At 65.2% G+C, this 21,977-nt stretch carries 25 protein-coding genes; 14 read left to right on the top strand and 11 right to left on the bottom strand.

The annotated features are described in order from the left end of the window. Window positions 1–18: 18 nt before the first annotated feature. From cobI to bluB, 8 genes are read left to right on the top strand one after another with little or no spacing between them, the layout of a single operon-like run. On the top strand, window positions 19–903 hold the full coding sequence (gene cobI / locus ACSHWJ_RS06155) for a precorrin-2 C(20)-methyltransferase (RefSeq protein ID WP_435928709.1): 885 nt from the start codon (window positions 19–21) through the stop codon (window positions 901–903). Next, window positions 900–1,631 (top strand): cobalamin biosynthesis central domain-containing protein, encoded by a 732-nt coding sequence (locus ACSHWJ_RS06150; protein WP_041361284.1) that lies wholly within the window; start codon window positions 900–902, stop codon window positions 1,629–1,631. Before cobI ends, ACSHWJ_RS06150 begins: the two co-directional genes overlap by 4 nt. Beyond that, complete coding sequence (locus ACSHWJ_RS06145; RefSeq protein ID WP_282213247.1) at window positions 1,628–2,218, top strand: cobalamin biosynthesis protein; 591 nt, start codon at window positions 1,628–1,630, stop codon at window positions 2,216–2,218. The genes ACSHWJ_RS06150 and ACSHWJ_RS06145 overlap by 4 nt, the downstream gene beginning before the upstream one ends. After that, a complete protein-coding gene (gene cobJ, locus ACSHWJ_RS06140) occupies window positions 2,211–3,590 on the top strand; it encodes a precorrin-3B C(17)-methyltransferase (protein ID WP_282213248.1) in 1,380 nt (459 codons plus the stop codon). The genes ACSHWJ_RS06145 and cobJ overlap by 8 nt, the downstream gene beginning before the upstream one ends. After that, the gene (locus ACSHWJ_RS06135) at window positions 3,583–3,939 is read left to right on the top strand and encodes a (2Fe-2S) ferredoxin domain-containing protein (protein WP_017365388.1); all 357 of its coding nucleotides are present in this window, start codon (window positions 3,583–3,585) and stop codon (window positions 3,937–3,939) included. The genes cobJ and ACSHWJ_RS06135 overlap by 8 nt, the downstream gene beginning before the upstream one ends. Then, entirely contained in the window at window positions 3,926–4,528 is a 603-nt protein-coding gene (gene cobO, locus ACSHWJ_RS06130) for a cob(I)yrinic acid a,c-diamide adenosyltransferase (protein ID WP_282213249.1), read from the top strand. Before ACSHWJ_RS06135 ends, cobO begins: the two co-directional genes overlap by 14 nt. After that, on the top strand, window positions 4,525–5,814 hold the full coding sequence (locus ACSHWJ_RS06125; RefSeq protein WP_282213250.1) for a cobyrinate a,c-diamide synthase: 1,290 nt from the start codon (window positions 4,525–4,527) through the stop codon (window positions 5,812–5,814). Before cobO ends, ACSHWJ_RS06125 begins: the two co-directional genes overlap by 4 nt. Then, the gene (gene bluB, locus ACSHWJ_RS06120; protein WP_218798128.1) at window positions 5,811–6,476 is read left to right on the top strand and encodes a 5,6-dimethylbenzimidazole synthase; all 666 of its coding nucleotides are present in this window, start codon (window positions 5,811–5,813) and stop codon (window positions 6,474–6,476) included. Before ACSHWJ_RS06125 ends, bluB begins: the two co-directional genes overlap by 4 nt. A gap of 9 nt (window positions 6,477–6,485) precedes the next feature. Here the strand turns inward: bluB and cobD are convergent, their stop codons facing one another. The 4 genes from cobD to ACSHWJ_RS06100 form a co-directional block, all read right to left on the bottom strand. Continuing rightward, window positions 6,486–7,472 (bottom strand): threonine-phosphate decarboxylase CobD, encoded by a 987-nt coding sequence (gene cobD, locus ACSHWJ_RS06115; RefSeq protein WP_218798127.1) that lies wholly within the window; start codon window positions 7,470–7,472, stop codon window positions 6,486–6,488. Further along, window positions 7,465–8,406 carry an adenosylcobinamide-phosphate synthase CbiB gene (gene cbiB, locus ACSHWJ_RS06110; RefSeq protein WP_249385260.1) on the bottom strand — a complete coding sequence of 314 codons (942 nt, stop codon included), beginning with the start codon at window positions 8,404–8,406 and terminating at the stop codon, window positions 7,465–7,467. The genes cobD and cbiB overlap by 8 nt, the downstream gene beginning before the upstream one ends. Before the next feature lie 176 nt (window positions 8,407–8,582). After that, window positions 8,583–8,873 carry a hypothetical protein gene (locus ACSHWJ_RS06105; protein ID WP_017365385.1) on the bottom strand — a complete coding sequence of 97 codons (291 nt, stop codon included), beginning with the start codon at window positions 8,871–8,873 and terminating at the stop codon, window positions 8,583–8,585. A gap of 167 nt (window positions 8,874–9,040) precedes the next feature. Next, the gene (locus ACSHWJ_RS06100; RefSeq protein ID WP_282213251.1) at window positions 9,041–10,069 is read right to left on the bottom strand and encodes a hypothetical protein; all 1,029 of its coding nucleotides are present in this window, start codon (window positions 10,067–10,069) and stop codon (window positions 9,041–9,043) included. A 93-nt stretch (window positions 10,070–10,162) separates the two neighbouring features. On the opposite strand from ACSHWJ_RS06100, the gene ACSHWJ_RS06095 reads away from it, so the two are divergent. Continuing rightward, complete coding sequence (locus ACSHWJ_RS06095) at window positions 10,163–10,729, top strand: YqiA/YcfP family alpha/beta fold hydrolase (protein WP_282213252.1); 567 nt, start codon at window positions 10,163–10,165, stop codon at window positions 10,727–10,729. A gap of 18 nt (window positions 10,730–10,747) precedes the next feature. Here ACSHWJ_RS06095 and ACSHWJ_RS06090 read toward each other — a convergent pair whose 3' ends face one another. Both ACSHWJ_RS06090 and ACSHWJ_RS06085 read right to left on the bottom strand, forming a co-directional pair. Beyond that, window positions 10,748–12,283: a hypothetical protein gene (locus ACSHWJ_RS06090; protein ID WP_432539341.1), complete on the bottom strand. Its 1,536-nt coding sequence runs from the start codon at window positions 12,281–12,283 to the stop codon at window positions 10,748–10,750. A gap of 18 nt (window positions 12,284–12,301) precedes the next feature. Continuing rightward, entirely contained in the window at window positions 12,302–12,796 is a 495-nt protein-coding gene (locus ACSHWJ_RS06085; protein ID WP_017365381.1) for a hemerythrin domain-containing protein, read from the bottom strand. Window positions 12,797–12,870: 74 nt separating this feature from the next. On the opposite strand from ACSHWJ_RS06085, the gene ACSHWJ_RS06080 reads away from it, so the two are divergent. After that, window positions 12,871–13,776 (top strand): class II glutamine amidotransferase, encoded by a 906-nt coding sequence (locus ACSHWJ_RS06080; protein WP_432539342.1) that lies wholly within the window; start codon window positions 12,871–12,873, stop codon window positions 13,774–13,776. Here the strand turns inward: ACSHWJ_RS06080 and ACSHWJ_RS06075 are convergent. Then, window positions 13,721–14,068: a hypothetical protein gene (locus ACSHWJ_RS06075; RefSeq protein ID WP_432539343.1), complete on the bottom strand. Its 348-nt coding sequence runs from the start codon at window positions 14,066–14,068 to the stop codon at window positions 13,721–13,723. The two genes, ACSHWJ_RS06080 and ACSHWJ_RS06075, sit on opposite strands and share 56 nt — an antisense overlap. 528 nt (window positions 14,069–14,596) lie before the next feature. On the opposite strand from ACSHWJ_RS06075, the gene yegD reads away from it, so the two are divergent. Next, on the top strand, window positions 14,597–16,057 hold the full coding sequence (gene yegD, locus ACSHWJ_RS06070; protein ID WP_432539344.1) for a molecular chaperone: 1,461 nt from the start codon (window positions 14,597–14,599) through the stop codon (window positions 16,055–16,057). Here yegD and ACSHWJ_RS06065 read toward each other — a convergent pair. Then, window positions 16,026–16,247 (bottom strand): hypothetical protein, encoded by a 222-nt coding sequence (locus ACSHWJ_RS06065; RefSeq protein WP_432539345.1) that lies wholly within the window; start codon window positions 16,245–16,247, stop codon window positions 16,026–16,028. The genes yegD and ACSHWJ_RS06065 overlap by 32 nt on opposite strands. Before the next feature lie 175 nt (window positions 16,248–16,422). On the opposite strand from ACSHWJ_RS06065, the gene ACSHWJ_RS06060 reads away from it, so the two are divergent. The 3 genes from ACSHWJ_RS06060 (at window position 16,423) to ACSHWJ_RS06050 (ending at window position 19,051) form a co-directional block, all read left to right on the top strand. Next, the gene (locus ACSHWJ_RS06060; protein WP_041361278.1) at window positions 16,423–16,761 is read left to right on the top strand and encodes a Spy/CpxP family protein refolding chaperone; all 339 of its coding nucleotides are present in this window, start codon (window positions 16,423–16,425) and stop codon (window positions 16,759–16,761) included. Window positions 16,762–16,950: 189 nt separating this feature from the next. Next, entirely contained in the window at window positions 16,951–17,667 is a 717-nt protein-coding gene (locus ACSHWJ_RS06055) for a response regulator (RefSeq protein ID WP_017365375.1), read from the top strand. Next, a complete protein-coding gene (locus ACSHWJ_RS06050) occupies window positions 17,654–19,051 on the top strand; it encodes an ATP-binding protein (protein WP_432539346.1) in 1,398 nt (465 codons plus the stop codon). The genes ACSHWJ_RS06055 and ACSHWJ_RS06050 overlap by 14 nt, the downstream gene beginning before the upstream one ends. Here the strand turns inward: ACSHWJ_RS06050 and rimI are convergent. Genes rimI through ACSHWJ_RS06035 form a run of 3 tightly spaced genes read right to left on the bottom strand, consistent with a single transcriptional unit; the run spans window position 19,032 to window position 21,841 of the window. Continuing rightward, window positions 19,032–19,568: a ribosomal protein S18-alanine N-acetyltransferase gene (rimI, locus tag ACSHWJ_RS06045; protein WP_017365373.1), complete on the bottom strand. Its 537-nt coding sequence runs from the start codon at window positions 19,566–19,568 to the stop codon at window positions 19,032–19,034. The two genes, ACSHWJ_RS06050 and rimI, sit on opposite strands and share 20 nt — an antisense overlap. 4 nt (window positions 19,569–19,572) lie before the next feature. Further along, window positions 19,573–20,304 (bottom strand): uracil-DNA glycosylase, encoded by a 732-nt coding sequence (locus ACSHWJ_RS06040; protein ID WP_282213254.1) that lies wholly within the window; start codon window positions 20,302–20,304, stop codon window positions 19,573–19,575. Beyond that, window positions 20,297–21,841: a 2-isopropylmalate synthase gene (locus ACSHWJ_RS06035; protein ID WP_017365371.1), complete on the bottom strand. Its 1,545-nt coding sequence runs from the start codon at window positions 21,839–21,841 to the stop codon at window positions 20,297–20,299. The genes ACSHWJ_RS06040 and ACSHWJ_RS06035 overlap by 8 nt, the downstream gene beginning before the upstream one ends. Window positions 21,842–21,977 lie beyond the last annotated feature (136 nt).

Here is a 21,977-nt window from a genome sequence, read left to right as displayed (position 1 = left end):
GCGCGTGTGGGAAGCGTCATGAGCAGTCCGAGTGCAAGGCGCCCGGAGCGCAGGAACCGGAGTGTACAAATGGTACATGAGGATTCCGAGCACCGCGCAACGCAGCAATCGGATTGCGCAGTAGCTTCTCACACACGCTCGCAGGGACGCCTCTTCGGCGTATCGTTGGGCCCCGGCGATCCCGGCCTGATCACCCGCCGCGCCTTCGAACTGCTGCAACGGACCGACGCCCACTGGAGCTACCCGGTCCGCAAAAAGGGCGCCGACAGTTTCGCGCTGCAAATCGCCCTGGAGGCGGGGCTGGCCTTGCCGGCGGAACATACGCCGCTGGTCTTCCCCATGACCCACGACCCGGAAATCCTGGCGGGCTATTGGTTGCGCGCGGCCGAAACCGTGCTGGCGCGCCTGCGGGAAGGCCGGGACGTGCTGTTCCTGGCCGAGGGGGACGTGTCCACCTATTCCACCTTCATCCACCTGGCCCGAACGGTCAGGGCGCTGGAATCCGGCATCGCCGTCGAGTCTATTGCCGGGGTACCGTCCTTCAACGCCGCCGCTGCCCGGCTGGGCATGCCGCTGGCCGACAGCGACGAGACCGTGGCGATCGTCCCCGCCGGCTATGGCATCGAACTGATCGAGCGGCTGCTGGACGACTTCGACACCCTGGTGCTGCTCAAGGTGAAACCGCTGCTGGATGACATCCTGGACCTGCTGGAACGGCGCGGGCTGCTGCCGCACGCCGCTTTCGTCGAGAAGGCCGGCACGCCCGCCGAACGGGTCGAGCGCGACGTGGCCCGCCTGCGCGGCGAGAAGGTGAACTACCTGTCCCTGCTGCTGGTGAAGAACCCGGAGCGGCCGCGCGGCGAGCTACGGCGCGGCTGCCGCAAGAAAAGGGAAGACGCATGACGACACCCCGCATCGCCCTGGTGGGCATCACCAAGCACGGCGTCCAAAAGCTGCTGCGGCTGGCGGAGAAGCTGCCGGAAGCCGAGGTGGTGGTCACGGAAAAGTTCGCCGATCTGCCGCCCCTGCCCAACACCGTCCGGGTCCTGGCCGGCGCCCTGAGCGCCCACATCGGCGATCTGTTCGCCGGCTACGACCAGCTGGTCTTCTTCGTGTCCCTGGGCGCGGTGGTGCGCCTGATCGCGCCTCACCTCGAGTCCAAGGACGAAGACCCCGGCGTGCTGGTGGTGGACGACGCTGCCCGGTTCGTGATCCCGGTGCTGTCCGGCCACGTGGGCGGCGCCAACGCCTATGCCGAGCACCTGGCCGCGCTGCTCGGCGCCACGGCCGTGCTGACGACGGCGTCCGACGTCGGCAAGACCATCCCGGTGGACATTCTGGGGCGGGAACTGGGCTGGCGGGTGGAAGCGCCGAAGCTCAACATCACGAGGGTATCCGCCCACGTGGTGAACGAGGAGCCCATCGCCTTCGTGCAGGAGGCGGGCTCGCGCGACTGGTGGACGAGGTCTACGCCGCTGCCCGCCAATATCCATTGCTTCGAGCGCTTCGAGGACGTCGATCTGGACCGCTTTCGCGCCGTGCTCTGGGTGACGCGCCGCGAGATCGCGCCCGAGCTGTGGACGAAACTGGAGGAGCGGCTGGTGGTCTACCGTCCGCCGGAAACGCCATGACGCGGTTCATCCTCGATACCGGCGAGCCATGGAACCCTCTCCTGCTGGGAGAGGGCAGGGTGAGGGCAACAGCGCTGAATGTTTCAACCACTTCGTCGCAAACCTTGGGCGCCGAAACCCTCACCCCAACCGGTTTCGCCCCCGTCGCCACGCTCTCCCCACGGGGAGAGGGGCTTGGTTCAGCAACATTGCGGGTCATCCTGGGACTGGGCTGCGACCGCGGCGCGGCGCCGGAGACCCTGCAGACCGCGGTGGACGAGGCCCTGGCGCTGGCCGGGCTGAACGGCGACGCGGTCGCGGGCCTCGCCACCATCGACAGGAAGAACGACGAGGACGCGATCCTGCAACTGGCGGCCCGTCACGGCTGGCCCCTGCGCTTCTACACGGCGGAGGAACTGGCGCGCGTGCCGGTGCCCAACCCCTCGGAAACGGTGCGCCGCTACATGGGCACGCCGGCGGTGGCCGAGGCCGCGGCCCTGCTCGCCGCCCGGGGCGGGATCGGTGATCTGCTGCTGGAAAAACACAAATACCGGGGTGCGGACGGCAAGAACGCCACGGTATCCATCGCAAGGCTGAACGATGAATGAAGGCAAAATCCTGCTGGTGGGCTTCGGCCCCGGCGCCCCCGAGCACATGACCTACCGGGCGCGCGAGGCCATCGCCGAGGCGGACGTGGTGATCGGCTATTCCACCTACATCAAGCTGGTGCAGGAACTCCTGGACGGCAAGGAAGTGGTCCGCAAGGGCATGACCGAGGAAATCGACCGCTGCGTGGAAGCTTACGAGCAGGCCTGCCAGGGCAAGACCGTGGCCCTGATCTCGTCGGGCGATATCGGGGTCTACGGCATGGCCGGCCCCACCTTCGAGGTGCTGCTGCAAGCCGGCTGGACTCCCGCGAGCGGCATCGAGGTGGAGGTAATCCCCGGCGCCACGGCGCTGAACGCCTGCGCGGCGCTGGTGGGCGCACCGCTCACCCACGACTTCTGCTCCATCTCGCTGTCCGATCTTCTTACGCCCTGGCCGGTGATCGCGCGGCGGCTGGAGGCGGCGGCGCGGGGGGATTTCGTGGTGGCCCTGTACAACCCGAAAAGCGGCCGCCGCACCCGCCAGATCGTCGAGGCGCAGCGCATCCTGCTGCGCCACCGCCGGCCGGACACGCCGGTGGCCATCGTCAAGTCCGCCTACCGCCGCCGGCAGAACATCCAGATGGCCACGCTGGAGGCGATGGCCGACTGCGACATCGGCATGCTGTGCACGGTGCTGATCGGCAACGGCAGCAGCTTCGTGCGCGAAGGGCTGATGATCACGCCGCGGGGCTATGCCAACAAATACGACGGCCTCACCGGCGCCGCGAAGGACGGCGAGCGGGCCGGACGCTCCCTGAGCATGGGCCTGACCGGCTGGCACGGCTGCGTGCGCCGCTGGCTGCGCGACGATCCGGACCGCTCCCTGCGCGAGGCGGCGCGCCATTTCGACGCGCCCCTGGGCGAAATCCTCGCCGCCGTGGGCGCGGCCCAGCCGGACGACGGGGCCGGAACCCATAGGGCGACGGCCGTGGCGCGCCGGGACCTCGACGCCCTGCTGGACAGTGCCCGCCAGTGGGGCCGGCTGCGCGCCGTGGTGCGCAACGAAGGCGGCGCGGTGACCGAACTGCTGTGCGAGGCACAGGATTTCAGCCGCCGCGGCGACTGGCTCAACCTGATCACCGAGAACTTCCATCTGCACGCGGATCTGTCCCGAGTCGCGGGGCTCTGGTTCTACAGCCGGGAGCATCGCCAGCATGGGGTTTATTTCCTGGACGAAGCCGGGGATGCGGTTTTCTCCTTGCTGCTGGTCAAGCCGGACGAGGATTTCGACGCCGCCGCCCTGGGCCATTTCCACCAGTCCCGCGAACGCTACGGGCAGCCCTTCATTCCTGTCACCGAAACCCCGGAACCGGAGGCCGAAACCGATGAGTGACGTTCAAGACCCGATCAAGCCCAAGATGGGCGCCTACAGGCGCCACCTCCTGGTCTGCACCGGCCCGCGCTGCACCACGAACGGCGAGTCGCAGGCCCTGTTCGACAGCCTCGGCGAGAAGTTCAGGGCCGCCGGCATCGACCAGGGCGAACTGCGCGTGAAGCGCACCCGCGTTTCCTGCTTCGCCACCTGCAAGTCCGGCCCCCTCGTCTGCATCCAGCCGGACGGCGTCTGGTACTACGACGTCACCGAGGCCAATCTCGACCGCATCATCCGCGAGCACCTGGTCGGCGGCACGCCGGTGGCCGAGCTGATCTATCACCAGGGACCGGGCTGTGGCGCCGTCTGACGAGCGCCATCGCGCCCGCATGGCGCGCAAGCAGGAGGTCGTCGAGGCGAAGGTCGCCCGCGCCACCCGGGACAAAGGCCTCCTGCTGGTGCTGACCGGCATCGGCAAGGGCAAGAGCAGTTCGGCGTTCGGCATGATCGCGCGCGCCCTGGGCCACGGCATGAAAGTGGGCGTGGTGCAGTTCATCAAGGGCGCGTTCTCCACCGGCGAGGAGGCGTTCTTCCGCCGCTTCCCCGAGGAAGTCGATTACCGGGTCATGGGCGAAGGCTTCACCTGGGTCACCCAGGACCGGCAGCGCGACAGGCAGGCCGCCGAGGCCGCCTGGGAAACCGCCCGCGCCATGCTGCAAAACCCGGAACTGGGGCTGGTGGTGCTGGACGAGCTGAACATCGTGCTCAAGCACGGCTATCTGCCGCTGGAGCGGGTACTGGCCGACCTGAGCCGGCGCACCGCGGGCCAGCATGTGGTCGTCACCGGCCGGGGCGCCCGGCCCGAACTGATCGAGCTGGCCGATACGGTCAGCGAAGTCACCAACGTCAAGCATGCCTTCGCCCAGGGCATCCGGGCGCAAAAGGGGATCGAGTTTTGAATGTCGCCTGCCCCGCCCTTCTCATCGCCGGGCCTGCTTCGGGCCACGGCAAGACCACGCTGACGGCGGCGCTGGCGCGCCATCACGTCCGGCAGGGACGGCGGGTGCGGGTGTTCAAGGTCGGCCCCGACTTTCTCGACCCGATGCTGCTGCAGGCCGCCAGCGGCCAGCCGGTCTATCAGCTCGATCTCTGGCTGGTCGGCGAGGACCAATGCCGAAGCCTTTTGTTCGAGGCCGCGCGGTCCGCCGACCTGATCCTCATCGAGGGCGTCATGGGCCTGTTCGACGGCGTGCCGTCCGCCGCCGATCTGGCGCAGACCTTCGGCGTACCGGTGCTGGCGGTGATCGACGCCTCGGGCATGGCGGAAACCTTCGGCGCGGTCGCGCACGGGCTGGCGACGCACCGGCCGGACCTGCCCTTCGCCGGCGTCGTCGCCAACCGGGTGGCTTCCCCCAGCCACGCCGATAGGCTGCGCGCCAGCGTGCCCGGCGCCATTCCGTTCCGGGGCGCGTTCTTCCGCCAGCCCGACGCCGGCTTTCCCGACCGGCATCTGGGGCTGGTGCAGGCCCTCGAACTCGGCGATCTGGACCGGCGGCTGGACACCCTGGCCGATGCCGTCGCCGGGACCGGCCTCGCCGACCTGCCGGACGGCGTCCCGTTCGCCCCCGAGCCCGCCGCCACCCCGCCGCGCCTGCTGGAAGGCGTCCGCATCGGCATCGCGCGGGACGCAGCCTTCTCTTTCCTCTATCCGGCCAACCTCGACCTGCTCAGGGCCATGGGCGCGACTCCGGTTTTCTTCTCGCCGCTCCGGGACCGAAGCTTGCCGGAGGTGGACAGCGTCTACCTGCCCGGCGGCTATCCCGAACTGCACCTGGATACCCTGGCCGGCAACGGCGGAATGAAGGAATCCTTGCGGGCGCATGTCGCCGCCGGCAAGCCGCTGCTCGCCGAATGCGGCGGCCTGCTGTACCTGCTGGAGGAACTGGCGGACCAGAACGGGCGAACCAGCGCCATGTGCGGCATCCTGCCCGGACGGGCGAAGATGCAGACGCGGCTGGCGGGGCTGGGCCTGCAGTCGGCCGCCTTCCGGTCCGGAACGCTGCGCGCCCACACCTTCCATTATTCGCGCCTGGAAACGCCATTGTCGCCGTTTCTTATGGCGGAGCGGCGCCGGGGAGGCAGTGCCGGCGAAGCGGTCTACCGGCAGGGCCGGCTCACCGCGTCGTACCTACACTGGTATCTGCCGTCCTGTCCCGAGGCGGCGGCGGAGCTGCTGCGGCCATGACTCCGCCCGATTTCACGCCGGAAGAGATCGAGACCGTCTACCGGGTCATCCGCGAGCGGCGCGACATGCGCCATTTCCGCCCCGATCCGGTCGATCCGGCGGTCCTGCGGCGTCTGCTGTGGGCCGCCCATCAGGCGCCCAGCGTGGGCTTCATGCAGCCCTGGCGCTTCATCCGCATCACCGACCGGGATCTGCGCGGGCGCATCCACGACCTGGTGGAAACCGAGCGCCGTCGCACCGCCGAAGCCCTGGGCGACAGGGCGGACGAGTTCCGGAAGCTCAAGATCGAAGGCATCCGCGAATGCGCCGAGCTGCTGGCGGCGGTGCTGACCGACGGCCGGGAGCGGCACGTCTTCGGGCGCCGTACCCTTCCCGAGATGGACCTGGCCTCGCTCGCCTGTGCCATACAAAACCTCTGGCTGGCGGCCCGTGCGGAGGGACTGGGCATGGGTTGGGTGTCGTTCTTCGATCCGGTGGATCTGGCCGGGATGCTGGAAATCCCGCCGGGCGGCAAACCGGTGGCCCTGCTTTGCCTGGGACATGTCGAGTCGTTCTACCCTCGCCCCTTGCTGGAATCGGCGGGTTGGGAACGGCGCCGCGACCTCGAGGACGTGGTCTTCGAAAACCGCTGGAACCGGCGGGCGTTCGGAGTCGAGGGGTAGCACTCGCCGCTAGGCGGCGCGCCATGCCGACAGCGTATGGTCGAGGCGCGACCAGCCGCTTTCCGTCGCCGGCAGGCCGAACCGCAGGCCGGGCGGATGCTCGAACCGACGTGGCAGAATGAGGTGGCGTCTGAGGTGCGCGTCGAGCCGGCGGGCATCATCGGTCCGCACCCATTGGAACAGCGGAGTGCCCCCGGCCGGCGTCAGGCCGTAGCGGGTCAGGAGCGCCGCCAGCCTCTGGCTGTCGCGGACGAGCTTCCGGCGGGCCTCGGCCTGCCAGGGAGAATCGGCCAGGGCCCGCTGCCCGAGCCAGCGCGCCGGTCCTGACACCGCCCACGGGCCGGCGATATCGCGCAAGGCTTCGAGCAAGGGCGGGCGGGCGGCGACGAACCCGAGACGGGCACCGGGACAACCGAAGAACTTGCCGAAGGATCGCAGCACGATCAGCCCCTCGTGCCTGGTTTCAGCGGCCAGGCTTCCCTCCGGCGTGGGGTCCATGAAGGCTTCGTCCACCACCAGCCAGCCGCCTCCCTTCCGCAGCGTGGCGTGCCATCCTTTCAGACGCCCGCTGTCACGGTATTCCCCGGTCGGGTTGTTGGGATTGACCACCACCACGACGTCGAACCGTTCGATCTGTCGTTCCACGGTTCGGAGATCCACTTCGTGGACTTCATGTCCCCATAGCCGCCATCCATGCGCGTGCTCGGCATAGGCCGGACTCAGCACGGCCACGCGGCTCTTTGCCCGCAGCCGGGGCAGGAGCTGGATCGCGGCTTGCGTGCCGGCCACCGGCAGCAGGGCCGGGGCGCCGTAACAGGCCATGGCGGCTTCGATCAGTCCGTCCTCGTCTTCCGGCAGACGGGTCCAGCAGTCCGGCGGGATTTCCGGAAATGGCCAGGGACGGGGGCTGATGCCGGTGGACAGGTCCAGCCAGTCCGCCGGGCGGGTGCCGGAGGCGCGGGCCGCTTGCCGCAAACGTCCGCCGTGTTCAAGCAAGGGCGACGCCTCCGATGACGGCGGCCCAGAGCCAAAGCGTCAAGGAACGCCGGACGAGGGAGATGGCGCGCCCGATGTCCCGCGTTTCGGCGGGTCGTCCGTAACCCAGCGCGGGCCGGTGTGTCAGGCTGCCGTGGTAGCTGGCCGGACCGCCGAGCGCGATGCCCAGCGCTCCGGCCCCGGCTGCCATGACCGGGCCGGCGTTGGGGCTCTTCCAGTACCGGCCCTGATGCCGCCAGGCCCGCAAGGCCGTGGGAAGGTGGCCGCACAGTGCGTAGCTCATGGCCGTGAGCCGGGCGGGAAGATAATTGAGCACGTCATCCAGCCTGGCCGCCGCCCAGCCGAAATCCCGGTAACGTTCGTTGCGGTATCCCCACATGGCGTCCAGGGTGTTGGCCAGGCGGTAGACGACCACGCCGGGCAGCCCTCCGGCTGCATACCAGAACAGCGCACCGAACACCGCATCGCAACCGTTCTCGAGCACCGATTCGACGGTGGCGGCAGCGATCTGTCCCGCGTCCATGGTCAGAACGTCGCGGCTGACGATACGCCCGACCGCCCGTCGCGCGTTCGCCAGGTCGTCATTCAGCAAGGCATCGCGAACGGCCTCGGCATGTTCGAACAGGCTCCGGGCGCCCAACGCCAGGTAAAGGCCGGCGCCGGCGATGGCGGCCCCGATCGCACCATGGCCGGCCAGGAGGAGCGATATCAGCCAGGCGGGTAACAGCAGGCCGGTCACGGCTGCGATTCCGCGCATCTGCCGCGCCTTGGCCGAACACTCCGGCGGCCCATAGGTGATTGTTTCCATCCGGTTGGCCAGGCGGCCGAAGCCGACGAGAGGATGGAATTTGCGTGGTTCGCCCAGGAAGTGGTCGATGACGACGGCCACGGGCATGAGAAACGACGCAATGGCTTTTTCCGTGCTGAATTCCATGGTTCATCGTTCAGGTGGAGCGGTCGGGTCGGAATCGTGGAGAAGGTGTGTCCTGTTCGTCTTCCCTCTGGAAGAGGATTCGGGCCAGGGAAATGCCGGGCGGTTTGATTCCCCGGTGTCTTCCCCGCGTTCCGGGCCCGCCAGGCTATGTCTTTCCTTACCGGTGTCCCGCTGCGTCAACCGGTCGAAGGCCCGATTTTTTCGTTGGCGAGGGCTTTTTCCGTAATTTCCTTGTACAGATCTATGGCGCTGGCATAGATATCCTGGTACTCCGGGTGCCGGTCGGCCATCGGCTTGATTCGTTCCGCGGTTTCGAACACTTCGTGGAGGAACGCCAAATCGCCGTCATCCAGCCGCTCACCCCGGTCGACCTTTTCCTTCAGTGCGAAAGCCCTCGGAAGCCTCTGCGTCCTCAGCCGCTCCAACAGTGCCATCGCGATGCCGGTGTCTTTGGATACTTCGGTCATGGTCTCCCTCCTGAACTGGCGAATGGAAGCCCGGATCGCCGCGGGTCCTGCGGGCGGCCGGCTTCGGGTGCTTCGGTGCGCTCGGATTGTCCGGCGCGCGGGCGCCCGAGGCAAGGCGAATCTCCGACCCGGCAAATCCTGGTTCACGGAGAACGGGAAAACCGGCTTCATCCCAGATAGCGCGAGAGCTCTTTCACCACATCGGGGCGGTCGGGAATTTCCCCTTTGGGGATGCGTCCGGGCAGGATGATTCTCCGCGCGCCGGTTGCGGAGAACAGCTCCGTGAGCCGGAGTTCGCCGGCCGACGATGGCTCAAAATCCGCGAGCTTGATCCCGCGGTAATCCAGCCGCAGGACGACCGGCCGGATATCGAGCCATTTCCCGGGTTGGCCCAGAACCTCCGCGATGCAGTCGAGGCTTTGGTCGAGGCCGAGAGCATTCGTCCCGACCTGCCCCAGCTCGGCGTCTATCGACTCGATCTCGGCTTCCGCCGCCTCGATGCCCCCTCCGTCGAGCCCGTCGTCGGCCAGGGCGGAGGAGATGCCCCAGCCGCCCGCCCGCAGTGCGTCGAGCTTGCGCCGCAGCAGACGGCGCTGGTGTTCCAATTCCACTCTTTTCCGGGTTTCCCGGGCAAGCCGTTCCAGTGCCCGTTCGATCAGGAAGTCGAAGGCCCGTTTTTTCAGTTCCCAGCGGGCTCCCTTTTCGGAGGGAGCCGGGGCGATGTAGCGGTGATGGGAGAAGCTGACCGCCACCTGGACCACGTCCTTGCGGACGGTGTCGCCTTCCAGTTCCATGCCCAGCACCGTGCGCTCTTCCTTCTGCATCACCAGCAGTCCGAAAATTTCGTCGGCCGGTATTTCCGCGCAATGCCGTCGGTACTCCCGGACGTCCTTGAGCTTGCCGAGCACGTCGTGAAGGTGGTCGACCGAGCTGAAGAACGCCCGGATGCGTGGATCGGTGCCGAAACTCTGCGCGCTGATCTCCGTCGGCGGCGGCATCGAATCGACCAGGGCGATGACATGATCGACCGCGCGCGCGACGGGCTCGCGCAGTCGCTGCCGGTAGTCGCCAAGGGCACGCACGCGGCGGTCGGTGCCGTCGACCGCCCGTTCGATGGCTGCGTCGATCAAGGCCCGGTCGGGGCCTTCGTCTCCTGCAGCCGTCGGTGTGAACAGGGAACTCAGGAATCGCAGCACGAAAACGGCCTCCTGTTAGAATCGGCGGTGGCGGTACGGATTTTACGCCTGTGGAATCCGAACCCGTTTTCAGCGTATCACCTGATGTAAGCCATGATCGTCTATCTGCACGGATTTTGTTCGTCGCCTCGATCGGAGAAGGCGACTCTCCTCGGACGGCGCATGGCCGAGCGCGCCCTGGCGGACCGATTCTGGTGCGAGCAGCTTCCGCCCGGCCCGCGCCAGGCCATCGAGTTCGTAGAGGGAGTCCTGGCGAAGTGCCGAACGCGTCCCGCTCTCGTGGGAAGTTCGCTGGGCGGCTACTATGCCACCCATCTGGCCGAGAAGCACGACCTGCGCGCGGTGCTGATCAATCCGGCCGCCTTCGCCTATCGAAGTCTGGCTCCGGCGGTGGGGCGGCACCGGAATCTCCATACCGGCGAGCCTTTCGAGTTCACCGAACGCCATCTGGCCGAGCTGGCGCGGCTCGAGGTGCCGCGACTGAGCCATCCCGAGCGCTTCTGGCTGCTGGTGGAAACCGGCGACGAGGTACTCGATTACCGCGAGGCCGTCGAAAAGTATTCTGGCGCCCGCCAGACGGTGATCGAGGGCGGGGACCACAGTTTCCGCCATTTTGCCGACTATCTGGATGCGATCATCGACTTCTCGCTGGCGCCTTGAGCACACCTTGCAGAGCACCTACCGGGGGCCGGAACCCGCTCGCCCGTCCGTGGGCCCGGCCCGCAGCAGCGATTCGGCGGCCAGTGTCTGCCTGCGGGCAGCATCCGTGCTTCCGGCGATCGACATCAGATGCATGCCGGTCCCGGTCTCCAGCCCGGCTGGCGTGAGGATCACGATACCCTCCTCGCCGCGGTCGCGGAAGACGAGGGGGCCCAAGCGCGCGAGCGCCGCCGGCAGGGAGCAGGGGCGGTTCTTCGAGTCGGTGCGTTGTACGATCAGCAGTGCCCGCCGTTTCCAGTCGCCGAGCAGGCGGTTGGCGAGCGTCATGGGGATCGAGGTTCCGCCCCAGCGTCCGTTGCATTCGATCCAGTGCGGCAGGGCCGTGGCCGCATCGTTGCCAGCGATCACGGCATCGAAACTGCAGCGCCCGAAGTAGCCCATCTGCTGGAACAGGTGCGCGAGCTGCAGGGCCTCGCCGGCCAGGCGGTTGCGCAGGGACTCGGGCAGTTCGCACGGCATGGCGCCGACGAAGGTTCCTTCCTCGTCGCCGATGGCTTGGTCGAATATGCCTTCGACCAGGGGGAGCGAATCGTCGCGGGCGGGAATCCATATCTGGACGGAAGGGCTGGCGAGGACCTCGCAGTCCCAGGCGCCGACCAGCAGCGGAAAGCCGCCGTTCCAGCCGCGCCGGGCCAGAAGTCGCGACACCCGGCGGCTCAGCAGGGCAGGCGGCAGCCGCCGGATCAGCTCCGAAAGGAAGATCAGATTGCCGGCGCCGCCGGCGCTGTCCGGTATCTTGATCACGATCCGCTCGAAGCGCCGCGCAAGCGCTCCCAGACGTCCGACAAGACCGACCGGCCCGAACGTGCAGTAGCTCGGCGGCAGCGCCGCCGGACCGAGCAGATCCTTCACGCACCGGGCGAACCAGAGCTTGTCGTTGACCCGCTGGGTGAGATGCGGCGGCGGTGCGGCGACCTTGACCCTGGCTCCGGTCCGCTCTGCGATCAGCCCCGCGAACCGCCATGCCTGGCGGGTCCCGATGTAGGGGATCAGGTTCAGCCGGCGGTGCCTGCGCGCCGTCTCGACGATGGGTTCCAGCGCGCTCGGCGTGGCGGCGCAGCGCTCGGGGAGCGTGGCATGGCCGAGGGCCGATGCCGGCGGAACCCCGAGCACGGTGACGCTTCCGAGTCCCAGCGTGTGGCGGCAATACGTCTCGAAGTCCTCGCTGCGGGGTCCACCGATGAGGACCATGTCCTCGTCCCCCGCCAGCATCAGGGCGCGGTACTGCAGCCCCAGGTCAGCCCCCGGCTGGGCGTACAGGGTGATCTCGGCGTGGTCTTCGAAAAGCAGCGCGGGAGCGTCGTCGACGCCGGCGGAGACTTTGTCGCCGAACATCCGGGTCGAGGCCAGCGTCGGCTCGTCGGCGAGCATGCGTTTGGCGATGCCCGCGATCCGTCGGGCTTGCGCGGCATCGAGGCCGACGCCGGGGAACTCCACGACCGGCAGGGATGGCCGCGTCGAAGCGGGGGAGGGGCACTTCGTCGTCGCGGCCATCGGGGCAAAGACTCGGTTTCAGCCGGACGCGGCCAGGCCGGTCCAGCGAGGATGCCGTTCGCGCCAGACCGTCAACTCCCGGTACAGCGCGGCCTGGTCCTCCTCGGGAAGTCGCTCCATCGCCGCGAACATCTCCCCGCATTCCGCGATATGGGCCTCCATCGCGCGGGACAGTTCCATCAGCCGGGTGCGCTCGTCTTCCGGGAGCGGCGCGCCGGGTTCGCGCTCCAGCAGGGCGCGGACGGCCTCGAGCCCCTTGCCGTGCTCCGAGTACAGGCGGCGTACTTCCGTCGAGCCCAGCATGTGCGCCAGCGCGGGATAGAAGTGCTTTTCCTCGAAGGCGATGTGGGCGCCGGCCGTGGTGTCGATGCGCTCGGCGGCCTCGCGCGCGCCGGCGGCATCAGCGCCCCGCAGGCACTGCGAAAGCTCGTGAAAGCCCCGCCCGAGCACGGCGTGGTCCTCGCGGAATGCGTCGAACAGGTTATGCTCTGGTGGCGACTGACGGTTTTCCATAGGATTTAACGTGAAAATCGCAGTACCTTATCCCCCTCTCCCTTTGGGAGAGGGCAGGGGTGAGGGAAACGATCATGGTTTGTCGTCACCCGGGGCGGCTGGTCGCCATGATCGTCAGTCTACGTATCCGCTCCGGAGCAGGCAAACCGCATATGTGCAGGCTGTACGGCTTCCGCGCCACCGAACCGACCAAGGTCGAATGCGCGCTGGTCCATGCCCAGAACGCCCTGATGGTCCAGAGCCGGCGCGACCGGGAGGGGCTGCGGCACGGCCACGGCTGGGGGGTGGCGACCTACGAGAACCGCCTCCCGCACGTGGAGCGGCAGGCCTGGGCAGCCTACCACAGCGAGCGGTTCCGGCGCGCCGCGGCGAGCGTCCGTGCCTGCACCGTCATTGCCCACGTGCGCCACGCCACCGTCGGCCGGCCCTTGCTCGAGAACACCCACCCTTTCACGCACGGCTGCTGGACCTTCGCGCACAACGGGACCATCCCCCGCTTCTCCGAGATCAGGCCGCCCATGCTGGAAGCGATGACGTCGGAGCACCGGGCGGCGATCGGCGGCTCCACCGACAGCGAGCACATCTTCCACCTGCTCCTCAGCATGCACGAGGCGGCGCCGGACCGCCCGCTGCTCGACGTCGTGCGCGACGGCGCCCGGCGGATCATGGCCTGGTGCGAGGAGTTCCCCTCCCACCGTGGACTCGGGCTCAACGTCCTGCTCACCGACGGAGACCGGTTCGTCGGCACGCGCCTGGGCCGGACGCTCTACTACGTCGAACGCGAGGGGTTGCTCGACTGCGAAATCTGCGGCTTCCCGCACATCGATCACACGCCGGGGAATCCCTATTTCGCCGTGGTCATTGCCTCGGAGCCGCTGTCGCACGAGGCTTGGCGCGAGATTCCAGAGGGTTCCGTGTATGAGATTACCCCCGATATGCGGGTTCATGTTGAGGATATTGGTGCTGCTGATCAGAGTTGAGAGAAATTACCGCGCCCGGTGATGCCAACATTTTTTCTATAAGGCTCTGGTCTGGGTCGCATCCTTCTGCATCCATAAGTGCCTGACCGGCAACGGTTCGGAGTTCACCGACCGATTGCTCGTCAAGGCCAAGCACCCCACTGGGACCCACCTGTTTGACCAAACCTGCGCCGACCACGCGATCGAACACCGTCTGATCCCGCCCCGCCATCCCCAAACCCATGGTCTGCTGGAACGCTTCAACGACCATATCGCCGAGGTTCTTTAAACCCGTCACTTCTATGCCACCCAAGACCTGACTTCCACCCTATTGCGCTATGTCGATCTTTACAACCACCACATACCCCAGCGGGCAGTCGGCCACCAAACCCCCGTCGAAACCTTGAAACACTGGCAGTCGACCCACCCCGATCTCTTTCGAGAAAAGGTTTATCACCTCGCGGGACTTGACAAGTATGGCAGGTCCATATTATGACTCGTGACCAATGATTCGAGGGGAATGGAAAGTACCAGATTTCCCCGACAGGGAACTCCTATGGTTGTCGATCGATGTTTGGAGGCTCGGCGGCGAGGTCATTTCTCAAATCGTAGTAAGACTGGGCGGTGAAAATATGGATTTGTCGTTCTCATGTAGGCACGAACCAGAAAAAGTAAAAACAATGGAGCTTAGGCAGAAGGAATTCTTTTGAATCAGCGGACGGTGTGGAAATTAATGCATAACAAGCCCATCTACTCGGACAGCAAGAAGCCGCGCTCCTTCGTCTCCACGCTTCTTGCTGCCGGTTATCGGCGGTGTTAGTTGATAAGGAGTAAGCAAGATATGTACGCTGGCATCGACTTTGGAACATCCAGTTGCTCTATCGGGGTATGGAAGAATAATGGTCCTGTATTACTCCCGCTGGAAGGAGAAAGTACTCGGTTGCCATCAGCACTGTACACAACTCGCCCGACTCTTCCCATTGAGGAAGTGGACACGTTAGAGCTAGAAAGACGAATTGCTGCCGCAAGGCGCCGGCAAACCGCTGAGTTTAGAAAAGCCAAGGAAGAAAATGGGACGTTCAAAGAACTTTCTGATGCCGAACTAGAAAATATTGAACGAGGAGCTATGCGACGAGAGTTGGCCGAGCGTGCTAAGAAAAGATATCGTAGTCAAACCATAAACGAAGTGCTATACGCGGATACTGAGGTCGTCTTCGGGGAGGAGGCAATACTCCGTCACATCCAAGAACCGCAAAATGGATTTTTTATAAAGTCACCAAAATCCTTTCTTGGCGCAGCAATCCAGCCTCATCATGCTGAGTTATTTTTCGAGGTAATTAAGAGAATATTGGCTTTTATTAAAGCAACCGCTGAAATTAACATTCAGAACGAAATAGACAATATTGTTCTAGGTCGCCCAGTAAATTTTCATGGTACAAGAGGTCAAGAAGGAAACCATCAAGCAATTGGCATTCTTGAGAGCGCGGCAATGGCAGCGGGATTCAAGAGCGTAGAGTTCCTTATGGAGCCAATCGCTGCAGCCATGGACTTCGAGCGGAGTATTCCTGAAGACGTAATTGCACTTGTCTTAGATGTTGGTGGCGGCACGACAGATTGCTCAATGGTTAAACTAGGCCCATCTCATATCAACTCGCGCGATAGAAATAATTCGGTGCTCGGCTACGCTGGTGATCGTGTGGGAGGTACAGATATCGATATTAAATTAGCTTTAATGAAAATTATGCCTCATTTTGGCAGAAATTCATTATTGAAGAACGGCCTGCCTATCCCGAACATCTTATTCTGGAATGCTGTTGCGATAAATGATGTTAATGCACAGGAGCAATTTTGGTCTGACAATACTCAGCATGAAATTTTATTTTATCTGGGGCAAGCGGCGGATAAGAAGAAAGTGCAACGCATCCTAAATCTTCAAAAAGGTAGACTAACATTTCGTCTTAACCGAAGCGCTGAACTCGCGAAAATTCATTTGTCAGAACGTGATCCAATAAACCTTCCGCTACGGTATATCGAGCCTGAGCTTGTTATCCCGATATCTCGGTATGACTTGCGTGAATCGATAGAGCGTGAACTTGATGTATTTCTCTCATTGATGAAAGAGGTGGAGAATCAAGCAGGTGTTAAGCCTGACATTTTATACGTCACGGGCGGCACCGCGAAATCGCCTATAGTAGAAGAGTGGATACGATCCAACTACAGACATGTTGAAATAGTGGTGGGAGATGCATTCGGAAGCGTTGTTTCAGGTCTTACCACATGGGCCCGTCGAATATACCAGTAAAACCAAGTGAAATCCATCCTGCAACAACCCTTTCTTCCCGCATCAGATAATCGTTGAGCCAGAACCCGGCGAGTATGAGCGGCGCCAGCAGCAGGCTGCCGATCATGACGAACAGGGTGCTGGCCGCGGCGATGACGGGCAGGGCAAACGGTGCGATTCGCCGTCCCAGGTTGCGCAAGTATCCGGACATGATGTCTTCCTCCCCATAGTGCGTTGATAGAGTCCAATTTCAGCGCGCTGCGGGGCGATTCCGCGCTTACCGAATCTTTACACAGGCTTGCGGTCTTCCCAAGCTTTTCCGGCCTAGACTGGCCCCGTACATGCCGACGCATGTCCGCATTTCTTTTCAACTCACGAGGTCCGTCATGAAAACCGCGATCAAGATACTTGCACTGGCCATCGCCCTCGCCGCCCAGCCGGTCTTCGCCGGGCGCGATCCCGGTGAGCGCCTGGAACACATGAAAAAGGAGCTCAAGCTCACGCCCGAGCAGACCGAGCAGGTGCGCAAGATTCTGGAGGAGTTCGAACCGCAGCGGAAGGCGCTGCACGAGCAGAAGCGGGCGCTGCACGAACAGGTGCGCAGCCGCCTCAAGGCGGTCTTGAGCAAGGAGCAGGGCGAGAAATTGGATAAGATGGCGGAGGAACGCCGGGCGCGCCATCACCGGGGTTGGGATACGGAGCCGGGCAAGTCTCCGTCTCCCTGATTTCCGTCAGGGCGGCGGCGCCGGGATGTTGTGCTGACCGTCGCCTTCCCTCACCCCTTCCCCTCTCCCAGAGGGAGAGGGGCCTGGCTCCCTTCAGAAGGGCAGGGGATGAGGGTTTGCGGCCTTTCCGGTTCCCGATGACGCCCGATTCAGGATGGTCCCCACTTCGAACAGTCCGGCTTTCAGCCCATGACCCGATTGCTGCTCATCGACGACGACACGGCGCTGTGCGAGCTGCTCAGCGAGTACCTCGCCCTGGAAGGCTATGCGGTGGAAGCCGTGCACGACGGCGAGGCCGGTCTGGCGGCGGCGCTCAGCGGCCGGTACCGGCTGGCTCTGCTGGACGTGACCCTGCCCCGCCTCAACGGCTTCGAGGTGCTGAAGCGCATCCGCCAGGAATCGTCCCTGCCGGTGCTGATGCTCACCGCCCGCGGGGACGATTTCGACCGGGTCGTGGGCCTGGAAATCGGCGCGGACGATTACCTGCCCAAACCGTTCAATCACCGCGAGCTGGTCGCGCGGATCAAGGCGATCCTGCGGCGCACCGATCCGGACTCTCGGCCGGCTTCCGGCACGCGAATCCTGGAAATCGACGACTTGTCGATCAATCCGGCGAACCGGGAGGTCCGGCGCGGCGGCGTGCCGGTCGAACTGACCGCCGCGGAGTTCCTGCTGCTCAAGACCCTGGCAGAGGTTCCGGGCACGCTGGTCGGTCGCGACGAGCTGACGCGGATCGTCCTGCACCGGCGCCTGACACCGTTCGACCGCGCCATCGACATGCACGTGAGCAATCTGCGCCGCAAGCTGGGCGAGAAGCCGGACGGCAGCCCGCGCATTCGCACGGTGCGCGGCTCCGGCTATTTCTACATCGGCACGCCATCGGGCCGCGGCGATGGTTCGGCATAACCGGCTGTTCTGGAAGATCTTCTTCTGGTTCTGGCTGAGCATGGTCAGCGTCATGGTCTCGCTGACGTTTGCGCTGTCCGTGCTGGTCGATCCGGCCGATATCCTGCCGGAACGCCGGGCGCTGTTCCGCGAGCTGGAGACGGTGGGGCGGGTGCTGGAGCGGTTGCCGGGGGACCGGTTCGAGGCGCTGGACACGCTGACCTCCTGGCATGCGTCGCGCGGCTTTCGCAATACCCTCTACGTTTTCGACGGGGCCGGCCGGCCGCTCGGCGTGCGCGAGCCGCCGGGGAGTCTGCGGGATTTCTTTCGGGAAACCCGCGACGCCACGGAATACCGCATGGCAGTCCGGGACGGGCAGGTCTTGCTGGGGCCGTACCGGCTCGAGCGCGAGGGCGCGGAATACCTGGCCTATCTGGTCAAGTCCAAGCCGACCCACATGCTGCACAAGCTGTGGCGGCTCATTTCACACGAGCCTTTGGTGTTTCTGGTGCTGCTGGTGGTGAGCGGCGCGCTGTGCTTCATCCTGACCGCTTATCTGGTGGCGCCGATCCGCGAGCTGCGCGCCGCGGTCCGGCGTATCAACGAAGGCCAGCTGGACACGGCGGTTTCCGCCGCCGTGGTCTCCCGGCGCGACGAGATCGGCCAGTTGGGGCAGGATTTCAACCGGATGGCCGGGCGGCTGAACCGTCTGGTCAGCGCGCAGCAGCGGCTGCTGCGCGACGTGTCCCACGAGCTGCGTTCGCCTTTGACGCGGATGTCCATCGCCCTCGGGCTGGCGCGCCGGAAAGGAGCCGGGGGCGCGGAGGGCGAGCACGAGCGGATCGAACAGGAGATTTCTCGGCTCGACGGGTTGATCGGCCAGATTCTCCAATGGTCCCGCCTGAACGATGGCGGGGCAGGAGCGGGCGCCGGGACCCTGGAGTTGTCGGGGCTGCTCGCGCAGCTGGTGGACGACGCTGATTTCGAGGCGCGCGCCGCCGGCAAGCGGGTGCGTCTTACCCAAAGCGAAACCTGCCGGATCGATGCTGCGGAGCCGGTGCTGGCGAGCGCACTGGAGAACATCGTCCGCAACGGCATACGTCATGCGCCGGCGGCCGGAGAGGTGGAAGTGCGGCAGCGCGTGGCCGGAAGCCGTGCGGTGATCGAAGTGCGCGACTGCGGCCCCGGCGTTCCGGAGGAACATCTGGCGTCGATATTCGAGCCGTTCTTCCGGATTCCGGAGCCTTCGGTTTCCGCTCCGGCGCCGAACGGAAGCGGGCTGGGGCTGGCCATCGCCAAACGGGCGGTCGAGATGTGTGGCGGTACGGTCCGGGCGGAGAATGCGGCCCCGGGCCTGAGGGTCGTCGTGATGCTGCCTTTGTCGGCTAAAGCATCCGCGCCATGACCAGGGCGTCTTCGCGGCCATTGCGCGCTGGGTAATAGCCTTTGCGGGTGCCGACTTCGTTGAAGTCGAGGCTGCGGTAGAGCTTGATGGCGTTGTGGTTGGACGGGCGCACCTCCAGGAAGACGACTTCGGCGGCGCGCCTCCGGGCTTCATCGATCAGGTGTTCGAGCATGATACGGCCATAGCCCTTGCCCTGCGTGTGCGGGGCGACGCACAGGTTGAGGATGTGCGATTCGCCGGCGCCGGCCGAAACGATGCCATAGCTGACGATCCGCCCGGCCTTTTCGCCGACGAAGCAGCCATAGTTCACGTTGAGGCAGTCGCGGAAGGTCGGCGGTTCCCAGGGAAATTCGTAGGCGCTCTTTTCAATGTCGATGACGGCCCGGAGGTCGGTCTTCCTCATCGGCCGCAGCAGGTATTCCGCCCGTTCGGCCAGGCTGGGATTATGTTTGTAGTAGAACTCGGTTTCGGCGTCGTAGCTCATCCACTTCTTGATCTGGTCGAACAGGCTGGCCATGGTCTTAGCTCGAGGGCGTGACGGGTGATCGGTTCAGGGTCTCGACGGCAAGCAGGAGGTCCTGCCAGGCCTTGCGCTTCTCCAGGGGAGCGCGCAGCAGGTAAGCAGGGTGATAGGTGATGACCAGCGGGATGTTTTCGTACCGGTGCACCCTTCCTCGCAGCTTGCCGATGGTTTCGGTGGTTTTCAGCAGATTCTGTGCGGCGATGCGGCCTGCGGCAAGGATGATGCGGGGCCGGATCAGCGCGATCTGGCGCTTGAGATAGCTTTCGCAGGCGGCGGCCTCCTCCGGCTTCGGGTCGCGGTTACGCGGCGGGCGGCATTTGAGGATGTTGGCGATGTAGACCTCTTCGCGCTTCAAGCCGATGGCCCTGAGCATCTCGTTGAGGAGTTGGCCGGCGCGGCCGACGAAGGGCTCGCCCTGCAGGTCCTCCTGTTCGCCGGGGGCTTCGCCTATCACCATCCAGGTGGCGCGGCGGTTGCCGACGCCGAACACGGTTTGGGTGCGGGTGAGATGCAGCTCGCAGCGGGTGCAGGCGGAGACTTCCGCCGCCAGGCGGTCCCAGTTTTCCTCATCCGGTCCTTCGCACTCCCTTCTCCCAGGGGGGGAAGGGAGTGCGTCCGCTGCCGGTTCGGCCGCCGGGACCGGCTGACTCCGCAGCTTCCAGACCGGGATGCCCATGGCGTCCAGGTACTGGAGGCGGAGCCGCTCTTTCAGGTCCGTATAGTCACACATCCCCGACTTGCGGGTGGGTGCGCTGGATGGGCGCCAGCAGTTTGTTCACGGCGTTGACGTAGGCCTTGGCCGAGGCGATCACGATGTCGGTATCGGCGCCCTGGCCGTTGACGATGCGCCCGCCTTTCTCGAGCCGCACGGTGACCTCGCCCTGGGCGTCGGTGCCGCTGGTGATGTTGTTGACCGAGTACAGCGTCAGCGCGGTGTCCGTGTGCAGCAGCGATTCGATGGCCTTGAGGCTGGCGTCCACGGCGCCGCCGCCGCTTGATGTGCCGGTGCGTTCCTCGTTGTCCACCTTGATGGTGACCTGGGCGTGGGGAATCTCGCCGGTTTCCGAGCAGACCCGCAGCGCGACCAGCTTGACCCGTTCGTCCTCGGCTTCTGCGCCGGCTTCGGTGATGAGGGCCTGGAGGTCCTCGTCGAAGATCTCGTGCTTCTTGTCGGCCAGCACCTTGAAGCGCTGGAACACCGAGTTCAGTTCTTCTTCCGAGGCGAACTCGATGCCGAGTTCCTGCATCCGGGTACGGAACGCGTTGCGGCCGGAATGTTTGCCCAGCACCATGCGGTTGGTGCTCCACCCCACGTCCTCGGCGCTCATGATCTCGTAGGTTTCCCGGCTCTTGAGCACACCGTCCTGGTGGATGCCCGACTCGTGGGCAAAGGCGTTGGCACCGACGATGGCCTTGTTGGGCTGGATCGGGAAGCCGGTGATGCTGGAGACCAGTTTGGAGCAGGCCACGATTTCCCGTGTCTCGATGTTGGTGTGGCAGGGGAAGATGTCTTTACGGGTGCGCACCGCCATGACGATCTCTTCCAGCGCGGCGTTGCCGGCCCGCTCGCCCAGCCCGTTGATGGTGCATTCCACCTGGCGCGCGCCGTGCAGCACGGCGGCCAGCGAATTGGCGACCGCCAGTCCCAGGTCGTTGTGACAGTGAACCGAGAACACGGCCTTGTCGGAGTTCGGAATCCGCTCGATCAGCCGGCCGATCATGTGCCCGAACTGTTCCGGGAAGGCGTAGCCGACGGTGTCGGGGATGTTCAGCGTGGTCGCCCCCGCATCGATCACGGCTTCCAGGATGCGGCAGAGGAAATCCTCCTCGGAGCGTCCGGCGTCCTCGGGCGAGAATTCCACGTCGTCGGTGTACTGGCGGGCCCGCCTGACGGCCTTGACCGCGTATTCCACCACCTGGTCGGGCGACATCTGCAGCTTGTGCCGCATGTGGATGGGCGAGGTGGCGATGAAGGTGTGGATGCGGGCGCGCTGGGCGTCCTTGAGGGCTTCGCCGGCGCGGTCGATGTCGCGGTCGAGGGCGCGGGCCAGGCCGCAGACCCTGCTGTCCTTGATGGTCCGGGCCACGGCCTGGACGGCCTCGAAATCGCCGGGGCTGGCGGCGGGAAAGCCCGCCTCGATGACGTCGACCTTCAGACGCTCCAGCGCCCGGGCGATGCGGACCTTTTCATCGCGGGTCATGGACGCGCCGGGGCTCTGCTCTCCGTCGCGCAAGGTCGTGTCGAAAATGATCAGTTTGTCGTGCATGGCGAAACTCCGCTAGGGCCGCCGGTTCGATGCGGACGGCCGGTTCTGTTCGTCCGGGATTATTGGGGTATATCGAAAAGGTTCGCGTGTTCTGCCCCTCAGGGCAGGAGCAGGCGGAGGAAACCGAAAGACGACA

Source organism: Methylococcus sp. S1M, from assembly GCF_051295855.1.
Taxonomy (GTDB): domain Bacteria; phylum Pseudomonadota; class Gammaproteobacteria; order Methylococcales; family Methylococcaceae; genus Methylococcus; species Methylococcus capsulatus.
This window is presented reverse-complemented; position numbering and strand designations above follow the sequence as displayed.

What these genes read in the sequence shown, in the direction of transcription:
- cobI (WP_435928709.1), top strand. Translation starts at nt 19, where the DNA reads ATGAGCAGTCCGAGTGCAAGGCGCCCGGAGCGCAGGAACCGGAGTGTA.
- ACSHWJ_RS06150 (WP_041361284.1), top strand. Translation starts at nt 900, where the DNA reads ATGACGACACCCCGCATCGCCCTGGTGGGCATCACCAAGCACGGCGTC.
- ACSHWJ_RS06145 (WP_282213247.1), top strand. Translation starts at nt 1,628, where the DNA reads ATGACGCGGTTCATCCTCGATACCGGCGAGCCATGGAACCCTCTCCTG.
- cobJ (WP_282213248.1), top strand. Translation starts at nt 2,211, where the DNA reads ATGAATGAAGGCAAAATCCTGCTGGTGGGCTTCGGCCCCGGCGCCCCC.
- ACSHWJ_RS06135 (WP_017365388.1), top strand. Translation starts at nt 3,583, where the DNA reads ATGAGTGACGTTCAAGACCCGATCAAGCCCAAGATGGGCGCCTACAGG.
- bluB (WP_218798128.1), top strand. Translation starts at nt 5,811, where the DNA reads ATGACTCCGCCCGATTTCACGCCGGAAGAGATCGAGACCGTCTACCGG.
- cbiB (WP_249385260.1), bottom strand. Translation starts at nt 8,406, where the DNA reads ATGGAATTCAGCACGGAAAAAGCCATTGCGTCGTTTCTCATGCCCGTG.
- ACSHWJ_RS06105 (WP_017365385.1), bottom strand. Translation starts at nt 8,873, where the DNA reads ATGACCGAAGTATCCAAAGACACCGGCATCGCGATGGCACTGTTGGAG.
- ACSHWJ_RS06095 (WP_282213252.1), top strand. Translation starts at nt 10,163, where the DNA reads ATGATCGTCTATCTGCACGGATTTTGTTCGTCGCCTCGATCGGAGAAG.
- ACSHWJ_RS06090 (WP_432539341.1), bottom strand. Translation starts at nt 12,283, where the DNA reads ATGGCCGCGACGACGAAGTGCCCCTCCCCCGCTTCGACGCGGCCATCC.
- ACSHWJ_RS06085 (WP_017365381.1), bottom strand. Translation starts at nt 12,796, where the DNA reads ATGGAAAACCGTCAGTCGCCACCAGAGCATAACCTGTTCGACGCATTC.
- ACSHWJ_RS06080 (WP_432539342.1), top strand. Translation starts at nt 12,871, where the DNA reads ATGGTTTGTCGTCACCCGGGGCGGCTGGTCGCCATGATCGTCAGTCTA.
- yegD (WP_432539344.1), top strand. Translation starts at nt 14,597, where the DNA reads ATGTACGCTGGCATCGACTTTGGAACATCCAGTTGCTCTATCGGGGTA.
- ACSHWJ_RS06065 (WP_432539345.1), bottom strand. Translation starts at nt 16,247, where the DNA reads ATGTCCGGATACTTGCGCAACCTGGGACGGCGAATCGCACCGTTTGCC.
- ACSHWJ_RS06060 (WP_041361278.1), top strand. Translation starts at nt 16,423, where the DNA reads ATGAAAACCGCGATCAAGATACTTGCACTGGCCATCGCCCTCGCCGCC.
- ACSHWJ_RS06055 (WP_017365375.1), top strand. Translation starts at nt 16,951, where the DNA reads ATGACCCGATTGCTGCTCATCGACGACGACACGGCGCTGTGCGAGCTG.
- ACSHWJ_RS06050 (WP_432539346.1), top strand. Translation starts at nt 17,654, where the DNA reads ATGGTTCGGCATAACCGGCTGTTCTGGAAGATCTTCTTCTGGTTCTGG.
- rimI (WP_017365373.1), bottom strand. Translation starts at nt 19,568, where the DNA reads ATGGCCAGCCTGTTCGACCAGATCAAGAAGTGGATGAGCTACGACGCC.
- ACSHWJ_RS06040 (WP_282213254.1), bottom strand. Translation starts at nt 20,304, where the DNA reads ATGTGTGACTATACGGACCTGAAAGAGCGGCTCCGCCTCCAGTACCTG.
- ACSHWJ_RS06035 (WP_017365371.1), bottom strand. Translation starts at nt 21,841, where the DNA reads ATGCACGACAAACTGATCATTTTCGACACGACCTTGCGCGACGGAGAG.